Source organism: Curtobacterium sp. MMLR14_002, assembly GCF_001864975.1.
In the GTDB taxonomy this organism is placed as follows: domain Bacteria; phylum Actinomycetota; class Actinomycetes; order Actinomycetales; family Microbacteriaceae; genus Curtobacterium; species Curtobacterium flaccumfaciens.
Genome location: NZ_MJGT01000127.1, coordinates 48468 through 73334, shown reverse-complemented (window position 1 = coordinate 73334; position 24867 = coordinate 48468). Strand labels below are relative to the sequence as shown.

General features: G+C 70.9%; 27 protein-coding genes and 1 tRNA gene. 18 read left to right on the top strand and 10 right to left on the bottom strand.

Features of this window, described 5'->3' with window-relative positions; translation table 11 throughout:
- Positions 1 to 241: 241 nt before the first annotated feature.
- Genes BIU91_RS17750 through BIU91_RS17740 form a run of 3 tightly spaced genes read right to left on the bottom strand, consistent with a single transcriptional unit; the run spans position 242 to position 2787 of the window.
- Positions 242 to 481, bottom strand: a complete 240-nt coding sequence (locus tag BIU91_RS17750; protein ID WP_071406515.1) for a MoaD/ThiS family protein — start codon at positions 479 to 481, stop codon at positions 242 to 244.
- Between the two features lie 3 nt (positions 482 to 484).
- Positions 485 to 1537, bottom strand: coding sequence for a GTP 3',8-cyclase MoaA (gene moaA, locus BIU91_RS17745; protein ID WP_071406514.1), 1053 nt, complete (start codon positions 1535 to 1537; stop codon positions 485 to 487).
- A 5-nt stretch (positions 1538 to 1542) separates the two neighbouring features.
- On the bottom strand, positions 1543 to 2787 hold the full coding sequence (locus BIU91_RS17740) for a glycosyltransferase family 87 protein (RefSeq protein WP_171907879.1): 1245 nt from the start codon (positions 2785 to 2787) through the stop codon (positions 1543 to 1545).
- A 69-nt stretch (positions 2788 to 2856) separates the two neighbouring features.
- Between BIU91_RS17740 and BIU91_RS17735 the strand changes: the two genes are divergently transcribed.
- The 4 genes from BIU91_RS17735 to pheA are packed head-to-tail and all read left to right on the top strand — an operon-like array spanning position 2857 to position 6498.
- Positions 2857 to 4452 carry a molybdopterin-dependent oxidoreductase gene (locus BIU91_RS17735; RefSeq protein WP_171907878.1) on the top strand — a complete coding sequence of 532 codons (1596 nt, stop codon included), beginning with the start codon at positions 2857 to 2859 and terminating at the stop codon, positions 4450 to 4452.
- The gene (locus BIU91_RS17730; RefSeq protein ID WP_071406511.1) at positions 4449 to 4928 is read left to right on the top strand and encodes a hypothetical protein; all 480 of its coding nucleotides are present in this window, start codon (positions 4449 to 4451) and stop codon (positions 4926 to 4928) included. The genes BIU91_RS17735 and BIU91_RS17730 overlap by 4 nt, the downstream gene beginning before the upstream one ends.
- Before the next feature lie 28 nt (positions 4929 to 4956).
- A complete protein-coding gene (locus tag BIU91_RS17725) occupies positions 4957 to 5502 on the top strand; it encodes a MarR family transcriptional regulator (RefSeq protein WP_017888293.1) in 546 nt (181 codons plus the stop codon).
- Between the two features lie 39 nt (positions 5503 to 5541).
- Positions 5542 to 6498 carry a prephenate dehydratase gene (gene pheA, locus BIU91_RS17720; RefSeq protein WP_071406510.1) on the top strand — a complete coding sequence of 319 codons (957 nt, stop codon included), beginning with the start codon at positions 5542 to 5544 and terminating at the stop codon, positions 6496 to 6498.
- 133 nt (positions 6499 to 6631) lie between these two features.
- Here pheA and BIU91_RS17715 read toward each other — a convergent pair whose 3' ends face one another.
- Complete coding sequence (locus tag BIU91_RS17715; RefSeq protein WP_084741463.1) at positions 6632 to 7702, bottom strand: diacylglycerol kinase family protein; 1071 nt, start codon at positions 7700 to 7702, stop codon at positions 6632 to 6634.
- Positions 7703 to 7757: 55 nt separating this feature from the next.
- Here BIU91_RS17715 and serS point away from each other — a divergent pair, with 55 nt between their 5' ends.
- From serS to BIU91_RS17690, 5 genes are all read left to right on the top strand, one after another.
- Positions 7758 to 9020: a serine--tRNA ligase gene (gene serS / locus BIU91_RS17710; protein WP_071406509.1), complete on the top strand. Its 1263-nt coding sequence runs from the start codon at positions 7758 to 7760 to the stop codon at positions 9018 to 9020.
- Positions 9017 to 9880, top strand: a complete 864-nt coding sequence (locus BIU91_RS17705; protein ID WP_084741461.1) for an HAD hydrolase family protein — start codon at positions 9017 to 9019, stop codon at positions 9878 to 9880. Before serS ends, BIU91_RS17705 begins: the two co-directional genes overlap by 4 nt.
- Before the next feature lie 83 nt (positions 9881 to 9963).
- Positions 9964 to 10048, top strand: a tRNA-Ser gene (locus tag BIU91_RS17700).
- A 14-nt stretch (positions 10049 to 10062) separates the two neighbouring features.
- A complete protein-coding gene (locus tag BIU91_RS17695; protein ID WP_253183800.1) occupies positions 10063 to 10581 on the top strand; it encodes a GNAT family protein in 519 nt (172 codons plus the stop codon).
- Entirely contained in the window at positions 10578 to 11141 is a 564-nt protein-coding gene (locus BIU91_RS17690) for a GrpB family protein (RefSeq protein WP_071406507.1), read from the top strand. The genes BIU91_RS17695 and BIU91_RS17690 overlap by 4 nt, the downstream gene beginning before the upstream one ends.
- A gap of 84 nt (positions 11142 to 11225) precedes the next feature.
- On the opposite strand, the gene BIU91_RS17685 is transcribed toward BIU91_RS17690, so the two are convergent.
- Positions 11226 to 11921 carry an SDR family oxidoreductase gene (locus BIU91_RS17685; RefSeq protein ID WP_071406506.1) on the bottom strand — a complete coding sequence of 232 codons (696 nt, stop codon included), beginning with the start codon at positions 11919 to 11921 and terminating at the stop codon, positions 11226 to 11228.
- An 84-nt stretch (positions 11922 to 12005) separates the two neighbouring features.
- On the opposite strand from BIU91_RS17685, the gene BIU91_RS17680 reads away from it, so the two are divergent.
- Complete coding sequence (locus tag BIU91_RS17680) at positions 12006 to 12461, top strand: helix-turn-helix domain-containing protein (protein ID WP_071406505.1); 456 nt, start codon at positions 12006 to 12008, stop codon at positions 12459 to 12461.
- A 58-nt stretch (positions 12462 to 12519) separates the two neighbouring features.
- On the opposite strand, the gene BIU91_RS17675 is transcribed toward BIU91_RS17680, so the two are convergent.
- Positions 12520 to 13533, bottom strand: a complete 1014-nt coding sequence (locus tag BIU91_RS17675; protein WP_253183799.1) for a LacI family DNA-binding transcriptional regulator — start codon at positions 13531 to 13533, stop codon at positions 12520 to 12522.
- A 76-nt stretch (positions 13534 to 13609) separates the two neighbouring features.
- Positions 13610 to 14878 (bottom strand): Gfo/Idh/MocA family oxidoreductase, encoded by a 1269-nt coding sequence (locus tag BIU91_RS17670; protein WP_253183803.1) that lies wholly within the window; start codon positions 14876 to 14878, stop codon positions 13610 to 13612.
- Between the two features lie 198 nt (positions 14879 to 15076).
- Here BIU91_RS17670 and BIU91_RS17665 point away from each other — a divergent pair, with 198 nt between their 5' ends.
- The 5 genes from BIU91_RS17665 to BIU91_RS17645 all read left to right on the top strand — a co-directional run bounded on the left by BIU91_RS17665 (position 15077) and on the right by BIU91_RS17645 (position 19723).
- The gene (locus BIU91_RS17665) at positions 15077 to 16051 is read left to right on the top strand and encodes a sugar ABC transporter permease (RefSeq protein ID WP_253183798.1); all 975 of its coding nucleotides are present in this window, start codon (positions 15077 to 15079) and stop codon (positions 16049 to 16051) included.
- A 59-nt stretch (positions 16052 to 16110) separates the two neighbouring features.
- The gene (locus tag BIU91_RS17660; protein WP_071406554.1) at positions 16111 to 17004 is read left to right on the top strand and encodes a carbohydrate ABC transporter permease; all 894 of its coding nucleotides are present in this window, start codon (positions 16111 to 16113) and stop codon (positions 17002 to 17004) included.
- A gap of 26 nt (positions 17005 to 17030) precedes the next feature.
- Positions 17031 to 18404, top strand: coding sequence for a sugar ABC transporter substrate-binding protein (locus BIU91_RS17655; RefSeq protein WP_071406555.1), 1374 nt, complete (start codon positions 17031 to 17033; stop codon positions 18402 to 18404).
- A gap of 131 nt (positions 18405 to 18535) precedes the next feature.
- Positions 18536 to 19006, top strand: coding sequence for a BLUF domain-containing protein (locus BIU91_RS17650; protein ID WP_084741456.1), 471 nt, complete (start codon positions 18536 to 18538; stop codon positions 19004 to 19006).
- A gap of 108 nt (positions 19007 to 19114) precedes the next feature.
- Positions 19115 to 19723 carry a ScbR family autoregulator-binding transcription factor gene (locus tag BIU91_RS17645; protein ID WP_071406501.1) on the top strand — a complete coding sequence of 203 codons (609 nt, stop codon included), beginning with the start codon at positions 19115 to 19117 and terminating at the stop codon, positions 19721 to 19723.
- Positions 19724 to 19748: 25 nt separating this feature from the next.
- On the opposite strand, the gene BIU91_RS17640 is transcribed toward BIU91_RS17645, so the two are convergent.
- The 3 genes from BIU91_RS17640 to BIU91_RS17630 form a co-directional block, all read right to left on the bottom strand.
- The gene (locus tag BIU91_RS17640) at positions 19749 to 20177 is read right to left on the bottom strand and encodes a BLUF domain-containing protein (RefSeq protein ID WP_017888306.1); all 429 of its coding nucleotides are present in this window, start codon (positions 20175 to 20177) and stop codon (positions 19749 to 19751) included.
- Positions 20178 to 20253: 76 nt separating this feature from the next.
- A complete protein-coding gene (locus BIU91_RS17635; protein ID WP_071406500.1) occupies positions 20254 to 21408 on the bottom strand; it encodes an AI-2E family transporter in 1155 nt (384 codons plus the stop codon).
- 10 nt (positions 21409 to 21418) lie between these two features.
- Positions 21419 to 22636, bottom strand: a complete 1218-nt coding sequence (locus BIU91_RS17630; protein ID WP_071406499.1) for an MFS transporter — start codon at positions 22634 to 22636, stop codon at positions 21419 to 21421.
- 68 nt (positions 22637 to 22704) lie between these two features.
- Between BIU91_RS17630 and BIU91_RS17625 the strand changes: the two genes are divergently transcribed.
- The 3 genes from BIU91_RS17625 to BIU91_RS17615 are packed head-to-tail and all read left to right on the top strand — an operon-like array spanning position 22705 to position 24800.
- Complete coding sequence (locus tag BIU91_RS17625; RefSeq protein WP_071406498.1) at positions 22705 to 23484, top strand: MSMEG_4193 family putative phosphomutase; 780 nt, start codon at positions 22705 to 22707, stop codon at positions 23482 to 23484.
- 33 nt (positions 23485 to 23517) lie between these two features.
- The gene (locus BIU91_RS17620; RefSeq protein WP_071406497.1) at positions 23518 to 24045 is read left to right on the top strand and encodes a DUF3090 domain-containing protein; all 528 of its coding nucleotides are present in this window, start codon (positions 23518 to 23520) and stop codon (positions 24043 to 24045) included.
- Positions 24042 to 24800: an SCO1664 family protein gene (locus BIU91_RS17615; RefSeq protein WP_071406496.1), complete on the top strand. Its 759-nt coding sequence runs from the start codon at positions 24042 to 24044 to the stop codon at positions 24798 to 24800. The genes BIU91_RS17620 and BIU91_RS17615 overlap by 4 nt, the downstream gene beginning before the upstream one ends.
- Positions 24801 to 24867: the final 67 nt, after the last annotated feature.

The window sequence follows — 24867 nt, the reverse complement described above, 5'->3', positions numbered from 1 at the left end:
TCGGGCGTACTGGGCCGTTCGGGGCGTACCGGGTCGAATCGGGCATACCTGGTCGAATCGGGCGTACCGGGTCGAATCGGGCGTACCTGGTCGGAAGTTCGCACCAGGTATGCCCGAAAACGTCAGGTATCGCGGGCGTTCTGGGAAGGAACGGGCGTACCGCTCAGCCGCCGAACTCAGCCGCCGAACTCAGCCGCCGAACTCAGCCGCCGAACGCAGCCGCCGAACTCAGCCGCCGAGCTCAGCCCCCGGCGAAGGGCGGCATGACGTCGACGACCTCGACCCCGTCGAGCGAGGTCGCCCGGTCGCGCGTGGTCACGCCGTCGACCAGGTACGAGCAGCGCTCCTGCAGCGCACTCCATCGCGCAGGGTCCACGACGTCGATCGCGCCGAGGGCGGCCTCGATGGTGGGCCCCGTCGTGGTCAGCGAGTCGACACCCACGGCAGCCCGGGCAGCGGCGAAGAACCGGATCGTGGTCATGCCTCAGCCGCCGATCGCGCTCATGCCGCGCGTCGGGTGCACGAGCTCGTCGCTGTCGTCACCGTGGTCGCGCGGCTTCGCCCACATCGCGAGCCGCCAGAGCTCGGCGACCTGGTCGTCGTCCGCCCCGGAGCGCATCGGCCCCAGCACGTCGGTCTCCTCGTCGGAGAACAGGCAGCTGCGCACGTGCCCGTCGGCGGTCAGCCGGGTGCGGGTGCAGTCGGCGCAGAACGACTCGGTGATGCTCGCGATGATCCCGACGGTGCCGAGCGGCTCCCCGGTGACGGCGTCGTGCACGCGGTACCGCTCGGCCGGGGCACCGTCGCGCGGGGCGTCGTCCGGCGTGAGCACGAACGACGTCGCCAGCAGCGCGCGGGTCTCGGCCGCGGTGATCATCGAGGTGCGGTCCCACGCGTGGTCGGGGTCCAGGGGCATCTGCTCGATGAACCGCAGCTCGTAGCCACGCTCCAGGCACCAGCGGAGGAGCACCGGGGCGGCCTCGTCGTTGATGCCGCGCAGCAGCACCGCGTTCACCTTGATGTCGAGTCCGGCGTCGTGCGCGGCCGACAGCCCGGCGATCACCTTGTCGAGGAACGGGCGGCGGGTCACGGTGGTGAAGACGTCGGGGTCGACGGTGTCGAGCGAGACGTTCACGCGCCGCAGCCCGGCGTCGTACAGGCCCTGGGCGCGGTGGGCGAGGCCGATCGCGTTCGTGGTGAGCGACAGCTCCGGGGCGTCGGGCAGCGCGGCACACCGGGCGATCACGTCGACCAGGTCGTGCCGGAGCATCGGCTCCCCGCCGGTGAACCGGACCTTGCGGACGCCGAACCGCGACGAGCCGATCCGGACCAGCCGCTCGATCTCGGTCGCCGTCATCAGGGCCTCGTCGGGGGCGAACGGCAGTCCGGCCGCGGGCATGCAGTACGTGCAGCGCAGGTTGCAGCGCTCGGTCAGTGACACCCGCAGGTCGACGGCGCGACGCCCGAAGCGGTCGACGAGCCCGGCCGGAGCCGGGTCCACGGAGCCGGTCGTGCCGAGCAGGATCGCGGGTGCCATGGTCGTCAGCGTACGTGTTCCACGCGCCGGAACGTCAGCCGCTCCCACCACCGTCGCCACTGCGACCGCTCCGTGCGCAGCAGTGTGACGACCACGATGATCGCCACGGCCGCGAGCAACCACCACCGATAGGCGTCCGCCGACGGCCACACCCCGCGCAGCGCGATGGCGAGGCCGATCGACAACCACTCCCACCGCCCGGACAGCACCACGAACGGGATGAGCAGCAGCGCGTACCAGGGGTAGCGCGGCGTCACGGCGAGGAACGTCACGCCGATCATCAGGACCTCGCCCGACCACGGCCGCGCCGGGTCAGACAACCGCCACGCCACGAACGCCGCGAGCAGCACCAGGAGCCCCACCACCAGGGTCGCCGCGTCGCCCTTGACCACGAGCGACACCAGCGCGAAGCGGGAGCCGTCCTCGTAGCCCTCCTCGTTCAGGTAGCCGGGCAGGTACCCGAGCACGTCGAGCCCGGTCGTCAGCACGTAGGGCACGTAGAGCAGCCCGAACACCGCGATGCCGATGGGGATCGCCCACCACGCCCGACCGCGGCCGAGCAACGGCGGGTACACGATCGCCGGGATGAGCTTGGTCGCGGTCGCGGCCCCGAGCGCGATCCCGCCCCAGATCGGCCGGCCGAACGCGACGAGCACGACCCCGGCCGTGGCGAGTGCGGCGCCGACGACGTCGACGTGCGAGTTGGTGACCGCCTCGGACGCGACGAGCGGCGACCAGGCCCAGAGCGCCGCCCACCAGGTCGGACGGCCGATCCGGCGGAGCACCAGGACGAGCCCGACGGTCACGCCGAGCGAGACGAGCAGCCCGGCGACCTGGAACGGCAGGTACTGCGCGGTCGCGGGCACGAAGAACCGCACCGCGGCGAACCACAGCTGCGCCATCGGCGGGTAGATCGTCGTGACGTCCGGCCGGTTGATCGCAGTGCAGTGCCCGTCCGCGCCGTCGCCGAGCCCGCGGAACCGGGGCTTCAGCGGATCGCACGTGCCGTCCACCTTGTCGGGGAACAACCAGTCGGGTCGGAGACCGGACAGTGCCGCGGACTGGGGGGTGTGCGCGTACGGTGAGACACCGGCATGCTGGACGATGCCGTCCCACGCGTACCGAGCGGAGTCGGTGCTCGTGTTCGGCGGGCCGACCAGCGCGGCGATGCCGATCACCACCGCTCCGCCGATGACCATGGTGGTCATCCACCGGACGGGCACGAAACGCACCGCGAGCACGGCGATCACGAAGACGGTCCAAGCGATCAGCGTCCACGCAACGAATGCAGAACGATGGCCCGATCGGAGGAACCCCAGATGCGTGACGCCGACGGCGATGACGCCCGAGAGGGCGAGTACTCCCACGACGGCCAGCACGGTGCCGATCCGCGCGGCGGTGCCGTCGGCCAGGGACGGTCGGAGGGCACGCAGTCGGTCGCTCATGGTGCGTCGAGGCTATCCGGCGTCCAGCGCCTGCTGCACGACGGACGAGCAGCTCTGGCGTCCCCCAACCGCAACGCCCGCTCGGCGGTGGTGCTCGGGCGCCTGCTCGGCATCGCGTTCCTGATCTGCTTCGGCACCGGGATCTACAGCCACCTGCTGCAGGAACCGCTCGGCTGGATGCGGTTCCCGACCCGTCCGACGCAGCTGTACCAGTTCACGCAGGGCCTGCACATCACGACCGGCATCGCGATCATCCCGCTGCTGCTCGCCAAGCTCAACACCGTCATGCCCGCCCTGGTGCAGGTGCCGCCGGTGCGCGGCGTGCTGCACCTGCTCGAGCGGCTGTCGATCGCGGTGCTCGTGTCCGCGTCGATCATCCAGGTCGTCACCGGCCTGCTGAACACGTACCAGTGGTACCCGTGGCCGTTCCCGTTCCGCCAGGTGCACAACGCGATGGCCTACGTGATCATCGGGTCGCTGGCCATCCACATCGCCGCCAAGCTGCCGGTCATCGCCCGCTACTGGCGGAAGCGCGACTCCTACGACGCGCACGGTCGGTTCATCGCGGACCCCGCGTCCGGCAGTGAACTGCTCCCACCCGGTCTGGAGGCTCATCCCGCGTCCGCCCCGAGCGCTGCGGTCTCCGAGACCACCGGGTCCACCGCCCCCGGCCTGCTGGGCCGCGTGTTCCGCTGGATCGACGGCGTCGACGCCGCCCCCGGCGGCGCCGAGCCCCGTCCCACCGGACCGGACACGGCCCCGGAGACCCGCGAGGTGTCCGAGGAGCCGAGTCCCGCCCAGCCGACGGCCGACGTGCCGGAGGCGAGCCGGGCCTCCAGGCCGACGCCGGAAGCAGCCACCGGACGACGCCAGCGCATCGCCCGACGCGGGTTCTTCGCCGGCGTGACGGCGGCGACCGTCGGTGTCGTCGCGCTCACGGCGGGGCAGTCCTCGAAGCTCGCGGAACCGTTCAACGTGTTCGGCGCCCGCGGTCGCGGCATCGGCGCGAACGGGCTGCCGGTCAACCGGACCGCGCGGGCGGCCGGCGTCCTCGCGACCGCGACCGCCGCCGACTGGACGCTCACCGTCGTCGGCCACGACGTGAGCCGGACGTTCGTCCGGGCGGAACTCGTCGCGCTCGGCACCGCGCAGGTCGACCTGCCCATCTCGTGCGTCGAGGGGTGGAGTCAGATGGCGACCTGGAAGGGCGTGCGGATGCGCGACCTGCTCGACGCCGTGCAGGCGCCGCAGGGGTCGCACGTGCGCGTGACGAGCCTGGAGCGGCACGGCGGCTACCGGATCATGGACATGGGACCGGAGTACGCCGAGGATCCGACGACGCTCGTCGCCCTCGAGCTGAACGGTGCGACGCTCGACCTGGACCACGGGTTCCCGGCGCGGATCATCGCTCCGGGACGGCCCGGCGTGCTGCAGACCAAGTGGATCGAGAAGATCGAGGTGCTCCGGTGAAGGCCGCGCGGATCGTGCTCGTGGTGATCGGCGTGCTGGTCATCGCGTTCGGGGCGTACGTGCTCGTGACGTCCGTCAAGCCGAACCGCATCGGCGGGCTCGGGGTCTGGCTGCTCGCGGCGGTGGTGCTGCACGACGCGGTCCTGTCGCCGTTCGTGGTCGGTGCCGGGCTGCTGCTGCGTCGCGCCGGACGCTCGCTGCGGGCCTGGGTGCTCGTCGTCGTGCAGGCGGCGATCGTGCTCGGCAGCGTGCTCGCCCTGGTGGTCCTGCCGGAGATCGCGGCCAAGGACCACGGGCAGAAGAACCCCACCGTGCTGCCGTTCGACTACGGCACGCGGCTGCTGCTCGTCGAGGGGGCGCTGCTCGTCGTCGTGGTGGTCGTGCTCGTCATCGGGGTGGTGCGGTCGCGTCGGACTGGCGGTTCGGCGGGTTCGTCTGGTTCGTCTGGTTCGTCCGCCGTGCGCACCACTGGTTAAAGGGACAACCTTTCGGTATGATCAGGTCATGACCGACGAGACCCCGTGGCTCACCCGCGAGCAGCTGCGCGCGTGGATGAAGCTCGTCGCGGTCATGGAGCTCCTGCCGGCGGCGCTCGACCAGCAGCTGCAGCGTGACGCCGACCTGACGCACTTCGACTACATGGTCATCGCGATGCTCTCCGAGACCGACACCCGGACCCTGCGGATGTCGGCGCTCGCCTCGGCCACGAACGCGTCGTTGCCGCGGCTGTCGCACGTGGTGTCCCGGCTCGAGAAGCGCGGGCTCGTGACCCGGTGCCCGTCGACCTCCGACCGCCGTGCCACCGACGTCCGCCTGACCGACGCCGGGTACGCCACCATCGTCGACGCTGCCCCGGACCACGTCCGCACCGCCCGCCGGGTGGTCATCGACGCGCTCTCCGACGAGCAGGTCGCGCAGCTCGACGGCATCGCGGCGTCGCTCCTGACACGGCTCGACCCCGAGGGTCGGTTCGCGGCGCTGACCTACCCGCGCGAGGACGACGACACCGCGATCTGCGAGCAGCGGCTGACGGGTGCGGCGACGGACTGAGGCCGCCTGGCCTCCGCGTCCCTGCAATAGGCTCGCCGCATGACCGACCCCGCCGCGCCGTCCGACACGTACTCCTACCTCGGACCCGCCGGCACCTTCACCGAGGCGGCCCTCAAGCTCGTCGAGGCCGCCGCCGGCAAGCCCTGGCGGAGCGTCAACAACGTCGGTGAGGCCCTGGACGACGTCATGTCCGGCCGGTCGATCGGGGCCGTCATCGCGATCGAGAACAGCGTCGACGGCGGGGTCAGCGCCACGCAGGACGCCCTGGCCCGGATCCCCGGCGTGCGGATCGTGGGGGAGTACCTGGTCCCCGTCGACTTCGTGCTCGTCGCCCGACCCGGCACGACGCTGGCCGACGTCCGCACCGTGAACGCGCACCCGGTCGCCTACGCCCAGACCCACAACTGGCTCGAGGCGAACCTGCCCGGCCACGGCCACATCCCGGCGTCGTCGAACGTCGCAGCGGCCCTCGCCCTGCTCGAGGCGAACCCGACCGCCGACGCCGCCGTCGCACCGCCCGGCATCACCGACCACCACGACGTCGTCGTCCTCGCGTCGTCCATCGGCGACAACGCCTCGGCGGTCACCCGGTTCGTGCTCGTGTCGAAGACCCTGGCGCTGCCCGAGCCGACCGGCGCCGACAAGACCAGCGTCATCGTCGAGCTGCCCGCCGACCACCCCGGTGCCCTGGTCGACATGCTCGAGCAGTTCGCGACCCGGGGCATCAACATGGGGCTCCTGTCGTCACGCCCGATCGGTGACGAGCTCGGCCGCTACCGGTTCGTCATCGACCTCGACGGGCACGTGCGCGACGAGCGGGTGGCGGACGCACTGCTCGGCCTGCGGCGGTTCAGCCCGCGCGTGACGTTCCTCGGGTCGTACCCGCGTGCCGACGGCGCCCGCCCCGAGGTTCCGGCGCGCTACTCGGACGCCGCGTTCGTCGAGGCGCGGGACTGGCTGCGCGCGATCGTGTCGGGCGAGCCCGGGGCGCGGTAGCGCGGCGCGGCGCGGTGCCGCGGCGCCGTGACGCCGTGTGGTGCGAGGTTCCGTAGTCCGTGAGAGCCCGTGGCCCTCGCACGGACGACGGAACCTCGCACGGAGCGACGGAGCGACGGAGCGATCGGCCGGGTCAGGGCACCTGGCGCGAGCCGTGGCGGTCGTCCGCCGGGTCCGGCACGCGCACGGAGAGCCCCATCGGGTCGATGCGCGAACGGAAGGCGATGACCTCGCCCACCGGGTCGCCGTCGATCTCGAACTCGTCGGGCCGCTCGAGTCGCGCCGTGAACTCCTGCCCGCGCAGGTAGCGCAGGGGTCGTTCCTCGCGCGACTTCGAGACGATCTTCTTGCCGACGGCGGTCTTGCCCAGGTTCGACCGTCGGAAGGCCCGCAGGATCCCGTTCTCCCAGAACACCCGAGCACCGATCCGCACCCAGCCGAAGAACCCGCGGGGTCGCATCACGGCGATGTCGAACACGCCGTCGTCGATCTCGGCGTCGGGCAGCAGGATCGCGCCGGCCTGCAGCATGCCGCAGTTGCCGACGATGAGCGAGTGCGCCCGGAGCGAGTGGTTGCCGTCGTCGTCGAGCTGGTAGCGGAACTCGAACGCGTTGGCGTCGCGCACCGAACGGAACAGTGAGTCGACGTAGGCGAGCCAGCCGACCTTCTTCTTCAGCTCGGGGCGGGTGTTCACGAGCATCCGCGCGTCGAGCCCGAGGCCCGCCATCACCAGGAAGCCGAAGCGTTCGCGCTCGCCGCCGGGGCGCTCGACCTTGAGCATGCCGAAGTCGATCTTGCGGTCGTCGCCGTGGAAGATCGTCCGGACGCTCGCGGCCAGGTCGTCGAGGGGGAGCTTCATGTTGCGCGCGAGCAGGTTGCCGGTGCCGCTCGGCAGCAGCGCGAGGGTCGAACCGGACTCGTGCACGACCTCGGCGACCGCACGGACCGTGCCGTCACCGCCGGCCGCCGCGACGACGTCGGCACCGGCCTCGATCGCCGCGCGGGCCATGCCGCCGCCCGGGTCCTCTTCGGAGGTCTCGAACCACAGGGTCTCGGCCCAGCCGGCCTGCTGCTGGTGTTCCTGCACCGTGCGCTTGAGGGTCGGCAGGTGGACCTTGACCGGGTTGTAGACCACCGCGGCCGTCCGCTGCTCGGTGGGGAGGGCGTCCTGGTCCGCGGGCGCGGTCTCCGAAGGGGTCGACATACGTCCACGCTACCGATCGAGGCTGCGTGCGGTTGCCCCCGTCTAGGATGGGGCGGTGATCGATCCACAGCTGCTTCGCGACAACCCGGACGTCATCAAGGCTTCACAGCAGGCGCGTGGTGCCTCCGTGGCCGTCGTCGACGAAGCCGTCGCCGCCGATTCCGCCCGCCGCAGTGCGATCACCTCGTTCGAGGCGCTCCGCGCTGAGCAGAACGCGTTCGGCAAGACCGTCGCCAAGGCCCCGAAGGACGAGAAGGCCGCGCTCGTGCAGCAGGCCCAGGCCCTCGCCGCGAAGGTGAAGGAGGCGCAGGCCACCGTCACCGCGGCCGAGGACACCTTCAACACCGTCGTCCGCGGCATCCCGAACGTCGTGCTCCCCGGTGTGCCCGAGGGCGGCGAGGACGACTTCGTCACGCTCCGCACCGTCGGCACCAAGCCCGAGTTCGACTTCGAGCCGAAGGACCACGCCGACCTCGGCGAGCACCTCGGCATCATCGACATCCCGCGTGGCGTCAAGGTCTCCGGCTCGCGTTTCTACTTCCTGCGCGGCATGGGCGCCCGGCTCGAGATCGCGCTGATGTCGCTCGGCCTCGACCGTGCGATCGCCGCGGGCTTCGAGCCGCTCATCACCCCGACGCTCGTCCGGCCCGAGACGATGGCCGGCACCGGGTTCCTCGGCGAGCACGCGGCCGAGGTCTACCGGCTCGAAGCCGACGACCTGTACCTGACCGGCACGAGCGAGGTCGCCCTCGCCGGGTTCCACGCCGACGAGATCCTCGACATCGAGAAGACCGCGCACCGCTACGCCGGCTGGTCGACCTGCTACCGCCGCGAGGCCGGTTCGGCGGGCAAGGACAACCGCGGCATCCTCCGCGTGCACCAGTTCAACAAGCTCGAGATGTTCGCCTACGTCCACCCGGACCAGGCCGAGGCCGAGCACGAGCGCCTCGTCGCCCACCAGGAGCAGATGCTGCAGGACCTCGGGCTGCACTACCGCGTGATCGACGTCGCCGGCGGTGACCTCGGCACGAGCGCCGCGAAGAAGTACGACATCGAGGCCTGGGTCCCGACGCAGGGCACGTTCCGCGAGCTCACCTCGACGTCGAACTGCACGACGTACCAGGCCCGCCGCCTCGACATCCGCTACCGCACCGAGAGCGGCAAGACCGCCCCGGTCGCCACACTGAACGGCACCCTCGCCACCACCCGTTGGATCGTCGCGATCCTCGAGACGCACCAGCAGGCCGACGGTTCCGTCGTCGTGCCGGAGGTCCTGCGCCCCTACCTCGGTGGCGTCGAGGTGATCGAGCCCCGATGAGCACCCAGGGACGGTTCGTGGACGGCACCGAGCAGGGCGCGGGCACCGACGCGCCCGCCCGCACCAAGCGCTGGCTGGTCGCGCTCGACATCGACGGCACCACCATGCGCGAGGACGGTGTCATCACCGAGGCCGTCGTGGCGGCAGTCCGTGACGCCGAGGCCGCCGGGCACGAGGTCATGCTCTCGACCGGCCGCAGCGAGGGCATGACCGTGCCCCTGCTCGAGACCCTCGGCATCCGGCCGAAGTACCTGGTCTGCGCGAACGGTGCGCTCATCCTGGCCCGCCGCGCCGACGGCTCCTACGTGCGCGAACACGTCGAGCGGTTCGACCCGTCCGAGGTGCTGCAGACCATCCACGGCGCGCTCGAGAACGCGGCGTTCGGCGTCGAGGACGAGACCGGTCACTTCCTGCTGTCCGGCAACTTCCCCGACGACACGATGACCGTCGAGGGCGAGCACGTGCCGTTCGAGCAGCTGCTCGGCGTCGAGGCCACCCGCGTCGTCGTCATCTCACCCGGCCACGACACCGAGGACTTCCTGCAGATCGTCGAGCAGATGGGCCTGCACAAGGTCTCGTACTCGGTCGGCTGGACGTCGTGGCTCGACATCGCTCCCGAGGGCGTGACGAAGGCCACCGCGATGGAGCGCGTGCGCGAGTGGCTCGACATCCCGCGTTCCCGCGTCTTCGCCGCGGGCGACGGCCGCAACGACATCGACATGCTCCGCTGGGCCTCGACCTCCGGTCGCGGCGTCGTCATGGGCCAGGCCCCCGACGACGTCGTCGACGCCGGCAACGAGCTCACCGGCGGCATCACCGACGACGGCCTGGCAGCGGCGCTCGACTCCCTGCCCCGTTAGTCCGCGCTCGCGCGCACCCCTGCCTGGAGGCCCGGGTAGACTTCCCGGGACGCGATCACGTCTCGCCACGTGGTCGCGTCACTGGAGGGTTGTCCGAGCGGCCGATGGAGCCTGTCTTGAAAACAGGTGGGCAGAGATGTCTCGTGGGTTCGAATCCCACACCCTCCGCGATGGACACACGGTTGCGCCCACTCCGCCTCGACGACGCGGCCGTCCTGGCTGCGGTCATCACCGAGAACGCCGACCACCTGCGACCGTGGGAACCGGCGCGAGCGCCGTCGTACTACACGGAGTCCGGCCAGCGGGACGTCATCACGCAGGCCCTCGCCACGCAGCGCGCCGGCAACGCGGTGCCGTTCGTCATCGAGTCGACCGACGGGGAACTCCTCGGCCGGATCACGCTGAGCGGCGTCGTCCGCGGCGCCCTGCAGTCGTGCGCGATGGGGTACTGGATCCGCGCCGACCGCACGCGCCAGGGTCACGCGTCCCGCGCTGTCCGTGCGGCGGCCGATCACGCGTTCGACGTGCTCCGTCTGCACCGCCTGCAGGCCGAGACCCTGCCCGAGAACGTCGGCTCGCAGCGCGCGCTCGAGTCGGCGGGCTTCACCCGGTACGGCTTCGCGCCGGAGTACATCAAGATCAACGGGGTCTGGCGCGACCACGTCATGTTCCAGCTCCTCGCGCCGACGTCGGCGCCGTGATCGAGGTCGTCGAGTACCGGTCGTCGTGGCCCGAGCGGTTCCGGCAGCTGCACGACGCGTACGCCGCCGCGCTCGACGACGCCGATGTGCCGTTCCGGAGCATCGAGCACGTGGGCAGCACGTCCGTGCCCGGCTTGGCGGCGAAGCCCGTGCTCGATGTCGACATCGTGGTGGACGCTGCCGACGTCCCGGCTGCAGTGGCGGCGATGGCGACGATCGGCTTCGAGCCGCGCGGTGAACTGGGCGTCCCGGACAGGCAGGCGTTCCGGGCTCCGGAGCGCTTCGCCCCGACGAACACCTACGTCGTCACGACCGGGTCGCTCGCGCTGCGGAACCACCTGGCCGTCCGTGACGTGCTGCGTGCCGACCCGGTGCTGCGCGACGAGTACGCCGCCGTGAAGCGCCGGGCAGCCACCGAGGCCGAGGACATCGACGACTACATCGAGCGGAAGAGCGACGTGCTGACCCGGATTCTCCACGCCGGTGGCCTGTCCGACGACGAGCGCGCCGCCATCACCGCCATGAACCGTCGGATCACCTTCCGCGGCGCGGGCGGCTGACCCGATCGGGGCGGGTGACGGTTCTGGTTCAGGAACCCGGGTGTTCGCGAACCAGAACCGTCACCGTCCCGACGAGAACCGGCCTCAGGCGCTGGCGAGCATCGGGTAGAGCGCGGTGAGCGGGGCGCTCAGGCCGGCACGGACGTCGCGGCTGACCTGGTCGGCGAGGACCTCGTGCTCGCCGGCCTCGACCGCGTCCCAGATCGACCGGACGATGTCGGCGGGGTCGGACTTCTCGACGTCGAGGTCGGCGATCATGCCGGTGTCGGTGTAGCCGAGGTGGGCACCGACGACCTGGGTGCCCTGGGGTGCGAGCTCGAGACGCAGGGAGTTCGTGATCGACCAGAACGCGGCCTTCGACGCCGAGTACGCGCCGGCGAGGGCGACCCAGCTCAGGGCGGAGTGCACGTCGACCAGCGCACCGTTGGCGATCGAGGGCGCGAAGGCCTTGGCGACGCGGAGTGCACCGAAGACGTTGGTGGCGAAGATGCGCTCGACCTCTTCGACGGAGACCTCGACGAGCGGGTCCGAGCCGGCGATCCCGGCGTTGTTCACGACGACGGTCACGTCGGCTGCGGTGCGGGCCGCGGCGTCGACGCTCTCCTGGCTCGTGACGTCGAGGGCGAGCGGGACGATGCGCTCGTCGTCCCAGGTGCGCGGGTTGCGGGCGGTCGCGTAGACCTTGGTGGCGCCACGCTCCAGGGCCTGGCGGACGAACTCGGCGCCGAGGCCGCCGTTCGCTCCGGTGACGAGGACGACGGCGTTGGTGAGGTCGGTCATGAGTGCTCCAGACGAGAGAAGTTGAGTACGGAAACCGAACCTAGCACGTTGTGTCCGGAAATCGAACCCAGCTAGGATGAACGCATGCTCGGCATCCTCGGCGGCGACGAGCGCTGCCCCATCGCACGCTCCCTCGACGTCCTCGGCGAGAAGTGGACGCTCATGATCGTCCGCGACGCCCTCGGCGGCTCGACCCGCTTCAGCCAGTTCCAGCAGAGTCTCGGCATCCCGCGCGAGGTCCTGACCGCACGCCTGGCCTCACTCGTCGACGGGGGAGTGCTCGAGCGCACGACCTACAAGCCCGAGGGCGCCCGTGCCCGCGAGGAGTACGTCCTGACCGACGCCGGCCGGGACCTGTCGCTCGTGCTGCTCGCCCTCGGCGGCTGGGCCGACCGACACCGCCCGTCCGAGCGGGCGTCGGACCTGCGCTTCGTCGACGCCGAGACCGGCGAGGCGGTCGAGGCCGCCGCCGTGACGGTGGATGCGCAGGAGCGCATCCCGACCGCGCGCCTCCGCGCCGTCATGGAGCCAGCGTCCTGAACGCGACCAGCTGACGGACAGGAGGCCCGTTGCGGCGCCGCCCCGCGCCTCCAGACTGTCAGCGACGCACGTCGCACCCGCAACTCGCGCCGAGGACCAACTCGGCGGGGACCAGGTCGCGGTGCCACTGGTTGTCGGCGTCGAGGCCGAGCACACGGTCGACCGCGGCGACCGCCATCGTCTCGATCGGCTGCCGGACCGTGGTGAGCTGCGGGTTCGTGTAGTCCGCCTCGGCCGCGCCGTCGAACGACACGATCGCGACGTCCTCGGGGACGCGCAGACCGAGTTCCCACAGTGCGCGCATCAGGCCGATCGCCTGCATGTCCGAACTGACGAAGACGGCGCGTGGCCCGGTCTCGTCGGCGAACATGCGGAGGCCGGCTTCGTAGCCTCCGCGCCGGGTGAAGTCGGTGCGGACGATGGGGCCGTCGGGCAGGCCGGCCTGGCGCAGGGCCCGCATCCAGCCCTGCTCGCGGAGCTCCATCGAGCCGGTGTGCCCCATCACGAGGCCGATCGAGCGGTAGCCGTGCTCGACCAGGTGCTGCGTGCCGTCGAGAGCGCCACGCAGGGCGTCGACACCGATGCTGGCGTACTCGGGGACCTCGAAGAACGTGTTGAGCAGGACCATCGGCAGGCCGGGGTCGGTGACGGTCGACAGGTCCGGGTGGGTCATGATGCTCGTCACGATGATGCCGTCGACCTGGCGCGCGGAGAGGCTGCGGAGCCGCTCGCGCTCCTGGGCGGCGTCACCGTCGCTGTTGGCGAGCAGGACGTCGTAGCCGCGTGCGGCGGCGGCGTGGGTGACGGCGACGGCGAGCTCGGACCAGAACGGGTTGTCGAGCTCCGGAACGATCAGGCCGAGCATCTTCGACGACCCGGTGCGCAGGGCCTGGGCGCTCGCGTTCGGGCGGTAGCCGAGGACGCGGATGGCCTCGCGGACCCGGGCGGCGGTGGTGGCGGCCACGGGGCGCGGTCCGTCGTGCACGACGTAGCTGACGACGGACGTGCTGACCCCTGCGTAGCGGGCGACGTCCGCACGGGTGACCGCCCTGGGGTTCGTCGGGACGGTCACGGGTGCCACCTTCGTCGGGTCCGGGAGCGTCGTTCGGGTGCCGGCCCACGACGGACCGGCACCCGAACGACACGTGTTACTCGGACGCGATCGTAGCCGACGACGTGCTGCCTGCTGGCGTCGGTGCGCTCGCCGTCGCAGCGCTCGTCGTCTCGGGGGCGTCACCGAAGTCCGGCACGTCGAGGCGGGCGCCACCCTGCAGCGCGGACTGGTGGGCGATGATGCCCGGCAGGGTGAAGCGCGCGGCGGTCCAGGCGTTCACCGGCGGCAGGGTCCGGTCGACGACGGCACGGACGAAGTCGTCGGCGAGGAACTGGTGGCTGCCCTCGTGCCCGGTCGGCACACCGTCGTACTCGGCGGGCAGGCGGTCGGTGTCGTGCACCTCGGCGTAGCCGGAGACGAACGCGTCGCGCAGGGACGGGTCGACGTCGGCCAGGCGCGGGTCGTCGAGGGACATCGTCGCCTGCGTGTCGATCTTGTCGCTGATGTCGTACGAGTCCTCCTTGTCCTGCCAGACGCTGGTCTTCGCGAGCTGCTCGAAGCTGGCCTCGGTGCCGAAGTAGCGGAAGCGCGACTCCCGGATGTGCGACGGGTAGCCGACGCGACGCATCTCGTTGATGCGCATGACCCCGCCGTTGTCGAGCTCGAACAGGGCGGTGGCGTTCGAGAAGTCGTTGTCGAACTGGCTGACGTCCTTGTCGAAGACGCCGTCGCCGCGGTCGTCCTTGACGCCGATGCAGCTGACGCTGACCGCGTGCCCGGGGATCGCGCCGAGGACCCCGCCGACCGAGTGCGTCGGGTAGAGCATGGGCGGGTAGCTGGCGGTGCGCTTCCACTCGTCGCCGCCGCTGTACTGGTACGCGGCGTAGAAGCCGAGGTCCATGTCGTGCACGTAGTCGCCCTCGGCGTAGAACACCCGGCCGAAGGCGCCGGCGGCGACCTGCTTGCGGGCGAACACCGTCGCGGGGTTGTAGTAGCTCGTCTCGCCCATCATGTAGGTCAGGCCGGTCTCGCGGACCGTCTGGATGATGTCGCGGATCTCGTCGACGGAGATCGCCATCGGCACGGCGGAGTACACGTGCTTGCCGGCGCGCAGGGCCTTGACCACGAGCGGACCGTGGGTCCAGCGCTGCGTGAAGATCGCGACGGCGTCGACGTCCGAGGCGAGGACCGCGTCGAAGTCCGGGAACGTGCCGTCGAGGTGTTGCGTCTCGACGAGTTCGGACGCGCGCTCGTCGACGAGGTCCGTGACGTAGACCCGGTCCACGTCGGGGTGGAGCTTGAACAGCTTGGCGAACTGGGGGGCGAACTGGCCCGCGCCGACCATTCCGACAGAGATCATCAGTGACCTTTCCAAGGTGTGGGATGCGTCGCCGAGCGGGTCGCTCCGATGCGATCGAGCGCCATCCTGACACACGCTGTCTACACGTGACAACCCCTGTCGACAGCCCGGAAAGAGCCTCTTGCCAGCGCTGGTCCCCACGTGTAGATTCCCGGCTCACGGACTGCTGCACGTCAGTCCACCGCAGACGAAGGAGTCGCGATGGCAACCGAGAGCCCTGTGTCGTCACCCTTGACGACCGCCAGCACGAGACGGAGGAGTCGGTCCGCCGATCTCGCCCGTGCCCGCACCACCACACCACGGCGCCGCCCCAGGAACGACCTGTGGCTCGCGCTCGTCTTCATCGCCCCGGCAGCCGTCGGGTTCGCGGTGTTCCTCGCCTGGCCGACCGTGCGGGGCATCTACCTGAGCTTCACCTCGTACAACCTGCTCACCGAGCCCGAGTTCACCGGCCTGCAGAACTACGCCCGCCTGGTGCAGGACTCGATCTTCTGGCACTCGATGGTGGTGACGGTCGAGTACGTCCTCATCAACATCGTCATCCAGACCGTCGTCGCGCTGTTCATCGCCGTGATGATGCACCGGCTGACGAAGTCGACCTTCGTGCGCGGCATCGTGCTCGCGCCGTACCTGGTGTCGAACGTCGTCGCCGCCCTGGTCTGGCTCTGGATCCTCGACACCCAGCTCGGCATCGGCAACGAGATGCTCGCCGCACTCGGGCTCGACCGCATCCCGTTCCTGCAGAGCGACGTCTGGGGCATCCCCTCGATCGCGCTCATCAACGTCTGGCGGCACGTCGGCTACACGGCACTGCTCATCTTCGCCGGCCTGCAGTCGCTGCCCGAGACCGTGTACGAGGCCGGACGCATCGACGGTGCGAGCGAGTGGAAGATGTTCTGGCGCATCACGGTGCCACTGCTCCGCCCGATCCTGTCCCTGGTGCTGATCATCACCGTGATCGGGTCGTTCCAGGTGTTCGACACCGTCGCCGTCACCACGCAGGGCGGCCCGGCGAACGCCACGAACGTCGTGCAGAACTACATCTACAACCTGGCGTTCGGCCGGTTCCAGTTCGGCTACGCGTCCGCGGTCTCGGTCGCGCTCCTCATCGTCCTCAGCATCATCACGATCATCCAGTACCGCCTCACCCGCTCGGGTGAGTCCGACCTGGACTGAACGGAAGCGCCATGACCACGACACTCACCCGTTCCGTCACCACGTCCCGCCCGCCGCGGATGGGCGCCGGCCACCGCCGCCGCCCGTCGCTCGGCCGCGTGCTCGCCTGGGTCGCGATGATCCTCGTCATCGTCGTCACCCTGTTCCCGTTCTACTGGATCCTGCGCACCGCGCTGTCGTCGAACACCGCGATCAACTCCGACCCCACCTCGCTGCTGCCCGTCGGGTTCAGCCTGGGCGGGTTCGAGCGGGTCTTCGGCCTGCAGTCCACCGAAGAGGCGTTGGCGCAGGGCGGCTCCGGCGCCGCGCTGGACTTCTGGCGGTACCTGCTCAACTCGATCCTGGTGTCGACGCTCGTCACCGTCGGCCAGGTGTTCTTCTCGGCAGCGGCCGCCTACGCCTTCGCCCGGCTGCGCTGGCCCGGTCGCGACAAGGTGTTCGGGGTGTTCCTGGCCGGACTGATGGTCCCCGCGATCTTCACGCTGCTGCCGAACTTCACGCTCATCAAGCAGCTCGGGCTCGTCGACAACCTGCTCGGCATCGCCCTGCCGACGATGTTCATGACCCCGTTCGCGGTGTTCTTCCTGCGGCAGTTCTTCCTCGGCATCTCGAAGGAGGTCGAAGAAGCGGCCCTCATCGACGGCGCCGGCAAGGTCCGCGTGTTCTTCCGGCTCGTCATCCCGATGGCCGCGGCCCCGATCGCCACCCTCGCCGTGCTGACGTACATCACGAGCTGGAACGACTACTTCTGGCCGCTCATGGTGTCGTACACCGACAGCTCGCGGGTGCTGACCGTCGCGCTCGGCGTCTTCAAGTCGCAGACCCCGCAGTCCGGCACCGACTGGGCCGGGCTCATGGCCGCGACCCTGGTGGCGGCGCTCCCGATGATCCTGCTGTTCGGCGTCTTCGCCAAGCGGATCGTCAACTCCATCGGCTTCTCCGGGATCAAGTGACCCGGCTGTCGGACAGGACGAACACCATGACGAACCAACTGACCCGCCGCACGCTCTTCGCCGGCGGCGCCTCCGCCCTGGCCCTCGGCGCACTCGCCGCCTGCTCGTCGCCCGGTCGCCGCACGACGAACCGGTCGGGTGCGCGCACCGTGAGCTACTGGCTCTGGGACGCCAACCAGCAGCCTGCGTACCAGGCCGTCGCCGACGCGTTCCACCGCGCGAACCCCGACATCACCGTGAAGATCACCCAGCTCGGGTGGAACGACTACTGGACCAAGCTCACCGCGGGCTTCATCGCCGGCACCGCGCCCGACGTCTTCACCGACCACCTGACGAAGTTCCCGCAGTACGCCGACCTCGACGTGCTCTACAAGCTCGACGAACTCGACGCCACGAAGGGCATCCGGGACGACGACTACCAGTCCGGACTCGCCGAACTGTGGAAGGGCCAGGACGGCCACCGCTACGGCTCCCCGAAGGACTGGGACACCGTCGCGATGTTCTACGACCGGAAGGCGATGGCGAAGGCCGGGGTCTCCGCCGAGGAACTCGGGTCGCTCGAGTGGAACCCGGAGGACGGCGGCACGTTCGAACGGATGCTCGCGCGGCTGACCGTCGACTCGAAGGGCCGACGCGGCGACGAGGACGGCTTCGACAAGGACGACGTCGCCGTCTACGGCATCTCGTCGAACGGCTCGGGCGGTGACGGCTTCGGCCAGACCCAGTGGTCACCGTTCACCGGATCGGTCGACTGGTTCTACACGAACGAGAACCCGTGGGGCGACAGGTTCCGCTACGACGAGCGGGTCGTGCAGGACACCCTCGCCTGGTACTACCGGCTGGCCGAGAAGGGCTACATGGCGAAGTACGGGGTGTTCTCCACCACGACCGGGCCCGAGGTCCAGCTCGGTGCCGGCAAGTGCGCGCTGTCGTTCAACGGCTCGTGGATGATCGGTTCGTACCTCGGCATGGAGGACCTCGACGTCGCGGTCGCCCCGACCCCGATCGGCCCGTCGGGTCATCGTGCGTCGATGTTCAACGGGCTCGGCGACTCGATCACGAAGCAGGCGAAGGACCCCGAGGCCGCGGCGAAGTGGGTGGCGTTCCTGGGCAGCGACGAGGCGCAGCGGATCGTCGGTGAGAGCGGGATCGTGTTCCCCGCCCGTCCCGCGGGTACCGAGGCTGCCGTGGCGTCGTTCCGGAAGCGCGGGCTCGACGTCTCGGCGTTCACCCGGCAGGTCGAGGAGGACACCACGTTCCTGTTCCCGGTCACGAAGAACCCCGCCGACGTGCAGGCCCTGCTGCAGCCCGCCTTCGACGACGTCTACGCGAACGGCAAGCCGATCTCGACGCTGACCGGGGTCAACGAACAGGTCAACAACCTGCTCGCCCTCACCTGATCGAAACCCGAAACCCGAAACCCGAAACCCGACACCCGACAGCCCGCCCGTCGTCCGCATGCCGCACCGTCCGGTGCGGTGTGCGGACGACGCGTTGACCGTGCCGCCGACCACGACCCAGACTGCAGGGGATGACCTCCCTCACCTCCCTCGTCTACATGTCCGTCGCCGTCGACGACCTGACCGACGACCAGCTGGTCGCCATGCTGCGTGAGGCGCGGCTCCGCAACCACGCGCTCGGCGTCTCCGGGCTCCTGCTCGCCAAGGGCGGCCGGTTCATGCAAGTGCTCGAGGGTCCGGTCTGGAGCGTCGAGGACCGTTTCGCCGCGATCGAGCGCGACCCGCGGCACACCGGCGTGAAGTCGTTGTCGCGTGAGTCCATCAGCACGCGTCGGTTCGACGGCTGGTCGATGGCGTTCGGCAGCCCGACCGGGGACGAGCTCCGTGACGAGCCCGGGTTCAGCACCTTCCTCAGCGACCGCACCGGTCTGCCGACCGGGGTGGCGGGCACGCCCGCCGACTGGCTGCTCCGCTGGTTCCGTGGGCGCGACCTGCAGGACCTGCCCGAGGAGCGCATCACGCTCGGCCGGCACGCGGCCTGAGTCGCACCACACCTCGGACTGCCGGCACGCGGCCTGAGACGCATCACCCCTCGGACTGGAGGCGCGGTGCCAGCTGGCACCGTGCCTCCAGACTGTGAGACTGGTCCCGTGGAACGACGTGAGCAGATCCTGGTGGCCGCGGCGGAGGAGTTCGACCGCGTCGGCTTCGCCGGCGCGACGATCGCGGGCATCGCCCGCGCGGCGGGCGTCTCGCAGGGAACGCTGCACTTCCACTTCCCGACGAAGCTCGCCCTGGCGCTCGGCGTCATCGGCGAGCAGAACGCCCGCACCTTCGACGTCGTCAGCCACACCGACAGCTCGCCGGTCGCCGCGCTGATCGGGGCGTCGCACGGCATCGCCGACCTGCTCCGGACCGACCCGATCGTGCGGGCCGGCATCCGGCTGTCGCTGGAGCGCGGCGAGTTCCAGACCGCGACGCTGAGCTTCTACGAGCAGTGGATCGGCGGGATCGTCGACGTGTTCCGGTTGGCGGTCGCAAGCGGGGAACTCCGGACGGACCTGACCGCGGAGCAGCTCGGGTCGACGGTGGTGCCCTATTTCACCGGCGTGCAGCTCGTGTCCGACGTCCGGACGCGGCGCACCGACCTGATGCCGGCCGTGGCGACGATGTGGCGCGTGGTGATCGCGGCGACGGCAGATCCGAAGCACCGCGACCGGCTGCTCGCCGTTGTCGAGGACGCGTTCAGCGAAGGCTGATCCGGCGACGGCGTGCGGGGTCGGATCAGAGGTCGTGCAGCTCGCGGTCGCGGAACCACTTCAGCAGCCATGCCGCACTGGTCCGGTCGAACGAGCGCGGGAAGTCCATCGTGCCCGACAGGAAGGGACTGAAGCCCGCTTCGGAGCGGATGTCCGAGTCGTCGAGCGCGCGGTAGGCCATCGACCAGCCGTCGAACCGTCGGCGCTCGATGTCCTCGCGCACCAGCGACTTCACCTCACCGTGACGTCGGTCCTTCGCGATGACGTCGTACCGGTCCTGCACGCTCCACGCGGGCCCCTCGAGCAGCTGCATGAACCGGCCGCCCTTGGCGAGCAGGAGCCCGGAGACCCCGAGCGCTTCGTTGCGCAGCCGGGACTCCGCGAGCAGCACCGCCATGGCCTGGTCGTCGAAGGGGACGACGGCGCGACTCATGTAGACGATGGAGACGAGCACTCCTCCATCCTGCTGGGTGCAGGCCCGTTGCGCGAAGTGGATGTCCGCAACGCGCCTGCCGGATCGGCCCTGCGGATCAGCCCTGCGGCAGCTCGTGCGCGGTGACGTCCTCGTTGCGCTTCTTCCGCCACGGTCGTGCCGGGGTGTTCGGGCCGTCCCACACCAGGATCGCGCCCCAGGCCGCGGCGATCAGCGGCACCGAGATGATCGCGCCGGTGATGCCGGCGAGGACGGTGCCGGCGGTCAGCCCGATCAGGATGACGAGGCCGTGCAGCTTGAGGGTGCGACCCATCAGGACCGGCTGCAGGAAGTTGCCCTCGAGCTGGTTCACGACGATCACGATGCCGATCACGATGAGCGCCTTGACCGGGCCGAGGGCCACGAGCGCGACCAGGGCGGCGAGGATGCCGGCGGCGGTGGCACCGACGATCGGGATGAACGCCGTGATGAAGACGACGACGGCCAGCGGCAGGGCGAGTGGGACGCCCAGGATCGCGATGCTGACACCGATGCCGATCGCGTCCACAGCAGCGACGGTGGCCGTACCGCGGACGTACCCGCCGAGGGTCGAGACGACCCGGTCGCCGACGCGACGTGCTCGGGCGTAGCGCTCACCGGTGAAGGGGCGGAGCAGGAACTCCCAGATGCTCGGGCCGTCCTTCAGGAAGAAGAACAGCACGACGATCATCAGCACGAGCCCGGTCAGGAAGTTCGCGGTGGCCGAGGCGCCGGCGAGGGCACCGGAGCCGAACTGCGCGCTCGTGACGAAGTCGGAGGCTCCGGCGACGGCGTCGTCGATCTGCTTGTCGGAGATCGAGAACGGCAGGGTCTTCGCGAAGGTCTGCAGCTGCTCGAATCCGTCGACTGCCGACTTCTGCAGCTGTGCCCACTGGTTCTCGACCGCGACGACGATGAGCCAGCCGATCAACCCCAGGATCGCGAGGACGCCGATGAGCACCGCGAGGGTGGCCACCACCGATGGCACCCGGTGCTTGCGGAGCCACGACACCACGGGGTGCATGGCCGACGCGATGATGAGCGCGAGGAGCACCGGGATCGTGACGACGCTCAGGATGTTGCTCGCCCAGACGACGCCGGCGACGACCACCACGACGATGATGAGCTGCAGGCACCGGGTCGCGAAGTGCCCGGCGGAGTCGGACCACGCGGCCTGGACCCTGGACGGAGCGGCTGGGGTGGTCGGGCGCGGAGCGTCGCGGAAGAACGGCATGCCCGAGACGCTACCGACCGGACGGCCGCCGCGCCGGTTCCGACGGCTCGATCGTCCGCCCGGTGTCCCGTCCCCGCGTCGCCGGGGCGACCAGGAACGCCGCGACCAGCAGGACGAGCGGCACGAGCATCGCCGTCTGCAGACCGAGGTGCTCCCCGACGAACCCGAGCAGCGGCGGCCCCACCAGGAACGCGATGTACCCGGCGGTGGCCACCACCGACACCCGGCGGTCGCCGTCGGTGGGGTGGTCGCCGGCGGCGGAGATCGACAGCGGGAACCCGAGCGCGATGCCCAGACCCCAGACGCCGGCGGCCGCCGCGGTGACGATCGGACTCGGTGACAGCACGACGAGCAGGACCCCCGCCGCACCGACGGCTGCGCAGACCCGGACGACCGGGGCGCGTCCGAACCGGGCGACGAGCGGGGTGCCGGCCGCGCGACCGATGAGCATGGCGAGGGCGAACCCGGTGAACACGAGGGACCCGACGGACTCGGGGGCGTCGTGGTCGGTGGTCATCAGCAGCGGGAGCCAGTCGCTCGCAGCACCCTCGGCGAAGGCCATCGCCAGCGTGATGACGGCGATCATGGCGAGCTGCACGGTGAGGACGGAGCGGCGGGCTCCCCGACGGGTGCCGCGGGCAACGGCAGGCACATCTGCCGGTGCGTCACGGGGCACCGGCCGCAGGTTCAGCGCCGCGAACACCGCCAGCGCGGCCATCACCGCGGCGCCGACGAGCAGGTGCACCCGGACCGGGGTCCCCGCCGCCGTCATGGCGATGCCGACGACGCCACCGACCACGCTGCCGAGGCTGAAGCAGGCGTGCAGCACCGGCACGACCGGTCGTCCGATCTGCCGCTCGACCGCGGCGGCCTCGACGTTCAGCCCGATCTCGGCGACGCCCGCCCCGAAGCCGATCAGGAACAGCCCGGCCCAGACCCCGGCGGCGACCTGCGCCGGGGCGAGCAGCGCGACGAGCACCATGCCGACGACGGGCAGCGCGCCCCCGAGCAGGATGAGCGGGCGGTTGCCGGTCCGTCGCACCAGGGCCCCGGCGCCGAGGATCCCGATCATCGACCCGATCGACAGCCCGAGCAGGACGAGGCCCATCGCCTCGATCGAGGCGCCGAGCTCGTCGCGGATCGCGGGCGTCCGGGTGATCCACGTCGCGATCCCGAACCCGGTCACCGTCGACGTGGCGAAGAGTGCGAGTCGATGCCGCCCGGCCATGCCCCCATCTGATCGGTCCCCGGGCGGCCCGTCAAGGGCGACCGCGTCCCGCGCTTAGGATCGGGCGCATGGCGACCGTCCTCCTCGTCCGTCACGGACGCACCACCGCGAACGCCACCGGCGTCCTGGCCGGACGCACCGCCGGCGTGCGACTCGACGCCGTCGGCCGCACCCAGGCCGAGCGGACCGCGGAGCGCATCGCGGCGGTGCCCGTCGTCGCCGTGGTGTCGAGTCCGCTCGAGCGCTGCCGGCAGACCGCCCGCGCGATCCTGGACCGGCAGACGGACCGGCAGACCGACCGGCAGACCGGTGCACCCGCCTCGCTGATCGAGCGGGCCATCACCGAGGCCGACTACGGGCAGTGGCAGGGCCGGAAGCTCGCCGACCTGGCGAAGGAGCCCCTCTGGCGCACGGTGCAGGCGAACCCGAGCGCCGTCGTGTTCCCCGGCGGTGAGTCCATGCAGACGATGCAGTCCCGGGCCGTCGCGGCCGTCCGGCGCATCGACGCCGAGGTCGAGGCGGAGCACGGACCCGGCGCCGTCTGGGTCGCGGTGAGCCACGGCGACATCATCAAGAGCGTCCTCGCCGACGCGTTCGGCATGCACCTGGACCTGTTCCAGCGCATCGGCGTCGGCCCGGCCTCGGTGTCCGTCGTGCGCTACGGCGAGCACCGCCCCGAGGTCGTCGCGACGAACACCGAGTCCGGTGACCTGTCCTGGCTGCGCACCGCCCCGGCACCCAGCGGGGACGCCGCGGTCGGCGGCGGCGCGGGCCATCCGGAACCCGATGCGCACACCGGCACCGGGCGTCCGGAGCCCGACGCGCCCGCGGGTCCTGCCGGACCCTGAACGGCCGGAGCCGAGCGCTCCTACAATGCGGGTATGCCCACCATCGTCCACGGCTTCGACTGGCCGGACCGCCTCGTCGTCGGCACCATCGGCCGTCCGGGTGAGCGCGCCTTCTACATCCAGGCCCGCTCCGGTCGGCGCGTCACCAGCGTCGCGCTCGAGAAGGAGCAGACCGCCGTGCTCGCCGACAAGATCGACGAGCTCCTCGACGAGGTGGCGACCGTCGACGACAACCGCTTCAGCGTGCCGCCGTCGGTGCCCGTCGAACTCCGCGACCCGGAGCCGCTCGACCAGCCCGTCGAGGCCGAGTTCCGCGCCGGGGCACTGAGCCTGGGCTTCGACCCGTCCACCGCGCAGGTCGTCATCGAGGCGTACCCGATCGACGACGAGGTCGAGATCGTGTCCGAGGAGAGCGAGGACGGCATCGAGATCGAGGCCGTCGTCGAGATCCCCGAGCCCGCTGAGCTGTTCCAGGTGAAGATCCCGGTCGGCACCGCCCGGGCCTTCGTCGAGCGCACGCGCGAGGTCGTCGCCGCCGGTCGCCCGCCCGGCGACGCATGAGCGACGGCTCGCTGTCCGTCCGGGCGCGCATCCGTGAGGCGTCCAACGCCACCTTCCTCGCCGAACTCGACGGCGCGACCGTCGTCTACAAGCCCATCGAGGGCGAGCGGCCGCTGTGGGACTTCCCGGACGGCACGCTCGCCGGCCGCGAGATCGCCGCCCACCTGGTCTCCGAGGCGTTCGGCTGGGGTGTCGTCCCACCCACGTGGATGGGTGACGGTCCGTTCGGGCCCGGTATGGTGCAGCGCTGGCAGGACGTCGACCCCGAGCAGGACGCCGTCGACCTGGTGGCACCGGAGCTCGCCGAGGCGGACGGTTCGCCCTGGCTCCCCGTGCTCGAGGCCATCGACGAACACGACCAGCCCGTGACGCTCGTGCACGAGGACTCCGAGGCCCTGCGCCGGATGGCCGTCTTCGACGTCGTCGTGAACAACGCCGACCGCAAGGGCGGGCACGTGCTCGCGATGCCCGACGGCCACCGCTTCGGCGTCGACCACGGGCTCACCTTCCACGTCGAGCACAAGCTCCGGACGGTCCTGTGGGGCTGGATCGGGGAGCCGCTCGGGCCGGACGAGCTCGAGGGCCTCGACCGGGTGTCCGAAGCCCTGCGCGGCGGGCTCGGCGACGAGCTCGCCGAGCACCTGACGGACGAGGAGATCAACACGCTCCGGGCGCGCTGCGCGGCCCTGCGCGCCGTCGGGATCTTCCCGCCGCCGCCCGGTCACGGCCCCGCCGTGCCCTGGCCGCTGTTCTAGACGCACCCAGGGACGGACTGGAGGCCCGTGGCGGTGTCGCCACGGGCCTCCAGTCCGTCTCGTATGG

Coding starts and splice junctions, on each gene's coding strand:
- BIU91_RS17655 (WP_071406555.1), top strand. CDS start 17,031: ATGACGAACCAACTGACCCGCCGCACGCTCTTCGCCGGCGGCGCCTCC.
- BIU91_RS17680 (WP_071406505.1), top strand. CDS start 12,006: ATGCTCGGCATCCTCGGCGGCGACGAGCGCTGCCCCATCGCACGCTCC.
- BIU91_RS17630 (WP_071406499.1), bottom strand. CDS start 22,636: ATGGCCGGGCGGCATCGACTCGCACTCTTCGCCACGTCGACGGTGACC.
- BIU91_RS17650 (WP_084741456.1), top strand. CDS start 18,536: ATGACCTCCCTCACCTCCCTCGTCTACATGTCCGTCGCCGTCGACGAC.
- pheA (WP_071406510.1), top strand. CDS start 5,542: ATGACCGACCCCGCCGCGCCGTCCGACACGTACTCCTACCTCGGACCC.
- BIU91_RS17625 (WP_071406498.1), top strand. CDS start 22,705: ATGGCGACCGTCCTCCTCGTCCGTCACGGACGCACCACCGCGAACGCC.
- BIU91_RS17750 (WP_071406515.1), bottom strand. CDS start 481: ATGACCACGATCCGGTTCTTCGCCGCTGCCCGGGCTGCCGTGGGTGTC.
- BIU91_RS17705 (WP_084741461.1), top strand. CDS start 9,017: ATGAGCACCCAGGGACGGTTCGTGGACGGCACCGAGCAGGGCGCGGGC.
- moaA (WP_071406514.1), bottom strand. CDS start 1,537: ATGGCACCCGCGATCCTGCTCGGCACGACCGGCTCCGTGGACCCGGCT.
- BIU91_RS17660 (WP_071406554.1), top strand. CDS start 16,111: ATGGGCGCCGGCCACCGCCGCCGCCCGTCGCTCGGCCGCGTGCTCGCC.
- BIU91_RS17615 (WP_071406496.1), top strand. CDS start 24,042: ATGAGCGACGGCTCGCTGTCCGTCCGGGCGCGCATCCGTGAGGCGTCC.
- BIU91_RS17735 (WP_171907878.1), top strand. CDS start 2,857: ATGCGTGACGCCGACGGCGATGACGCCCGAGAGGGCGAGTACTCCCAC.
- BIU91_RS17715 (WP_084741463.1), bottom strand. CDS start 7,702: ATGTCGACCCCTTCGGAGACCGCGCCCGCGGACCAGGACGCCCTCCCC.
- BIU91_RS17665 (WP_253183798.1), top strand. CDS start 15,077: ATGGCAACCGAGAGCCCTGTGTCGTCACCCTTGACGACCGCCAGCACG.
- BIU91_RS17620 (WP_071406497.1), top strand. CDS start 23,518: ATGCCCACCATCGTCCACGGCTTCGACTGGCCGGACCGCCTCGTCGTC.
- BIU91_RS17635 (WP_071406500.1), bottom strand. CDS start 21,408: ATGCCGTTCTTCCGCGACGCTCCGCGCCCGACCACCCCAGCCGCTCCG.
- BIU91_RS17725 (WP_017888293.1), top strand. CDS start 4,957: ATGACCGACGAGACCCCGTGGCTCACCCGCGAGCAGCTGCGCGCGTGG.
- BIU91_RS17685 (WP_071406506.1), bottom strand. CDS start 11,921: ATGACCGACCTCACCAACGCCGTCGTCCTCGTCACCGGAGCGAACGGC.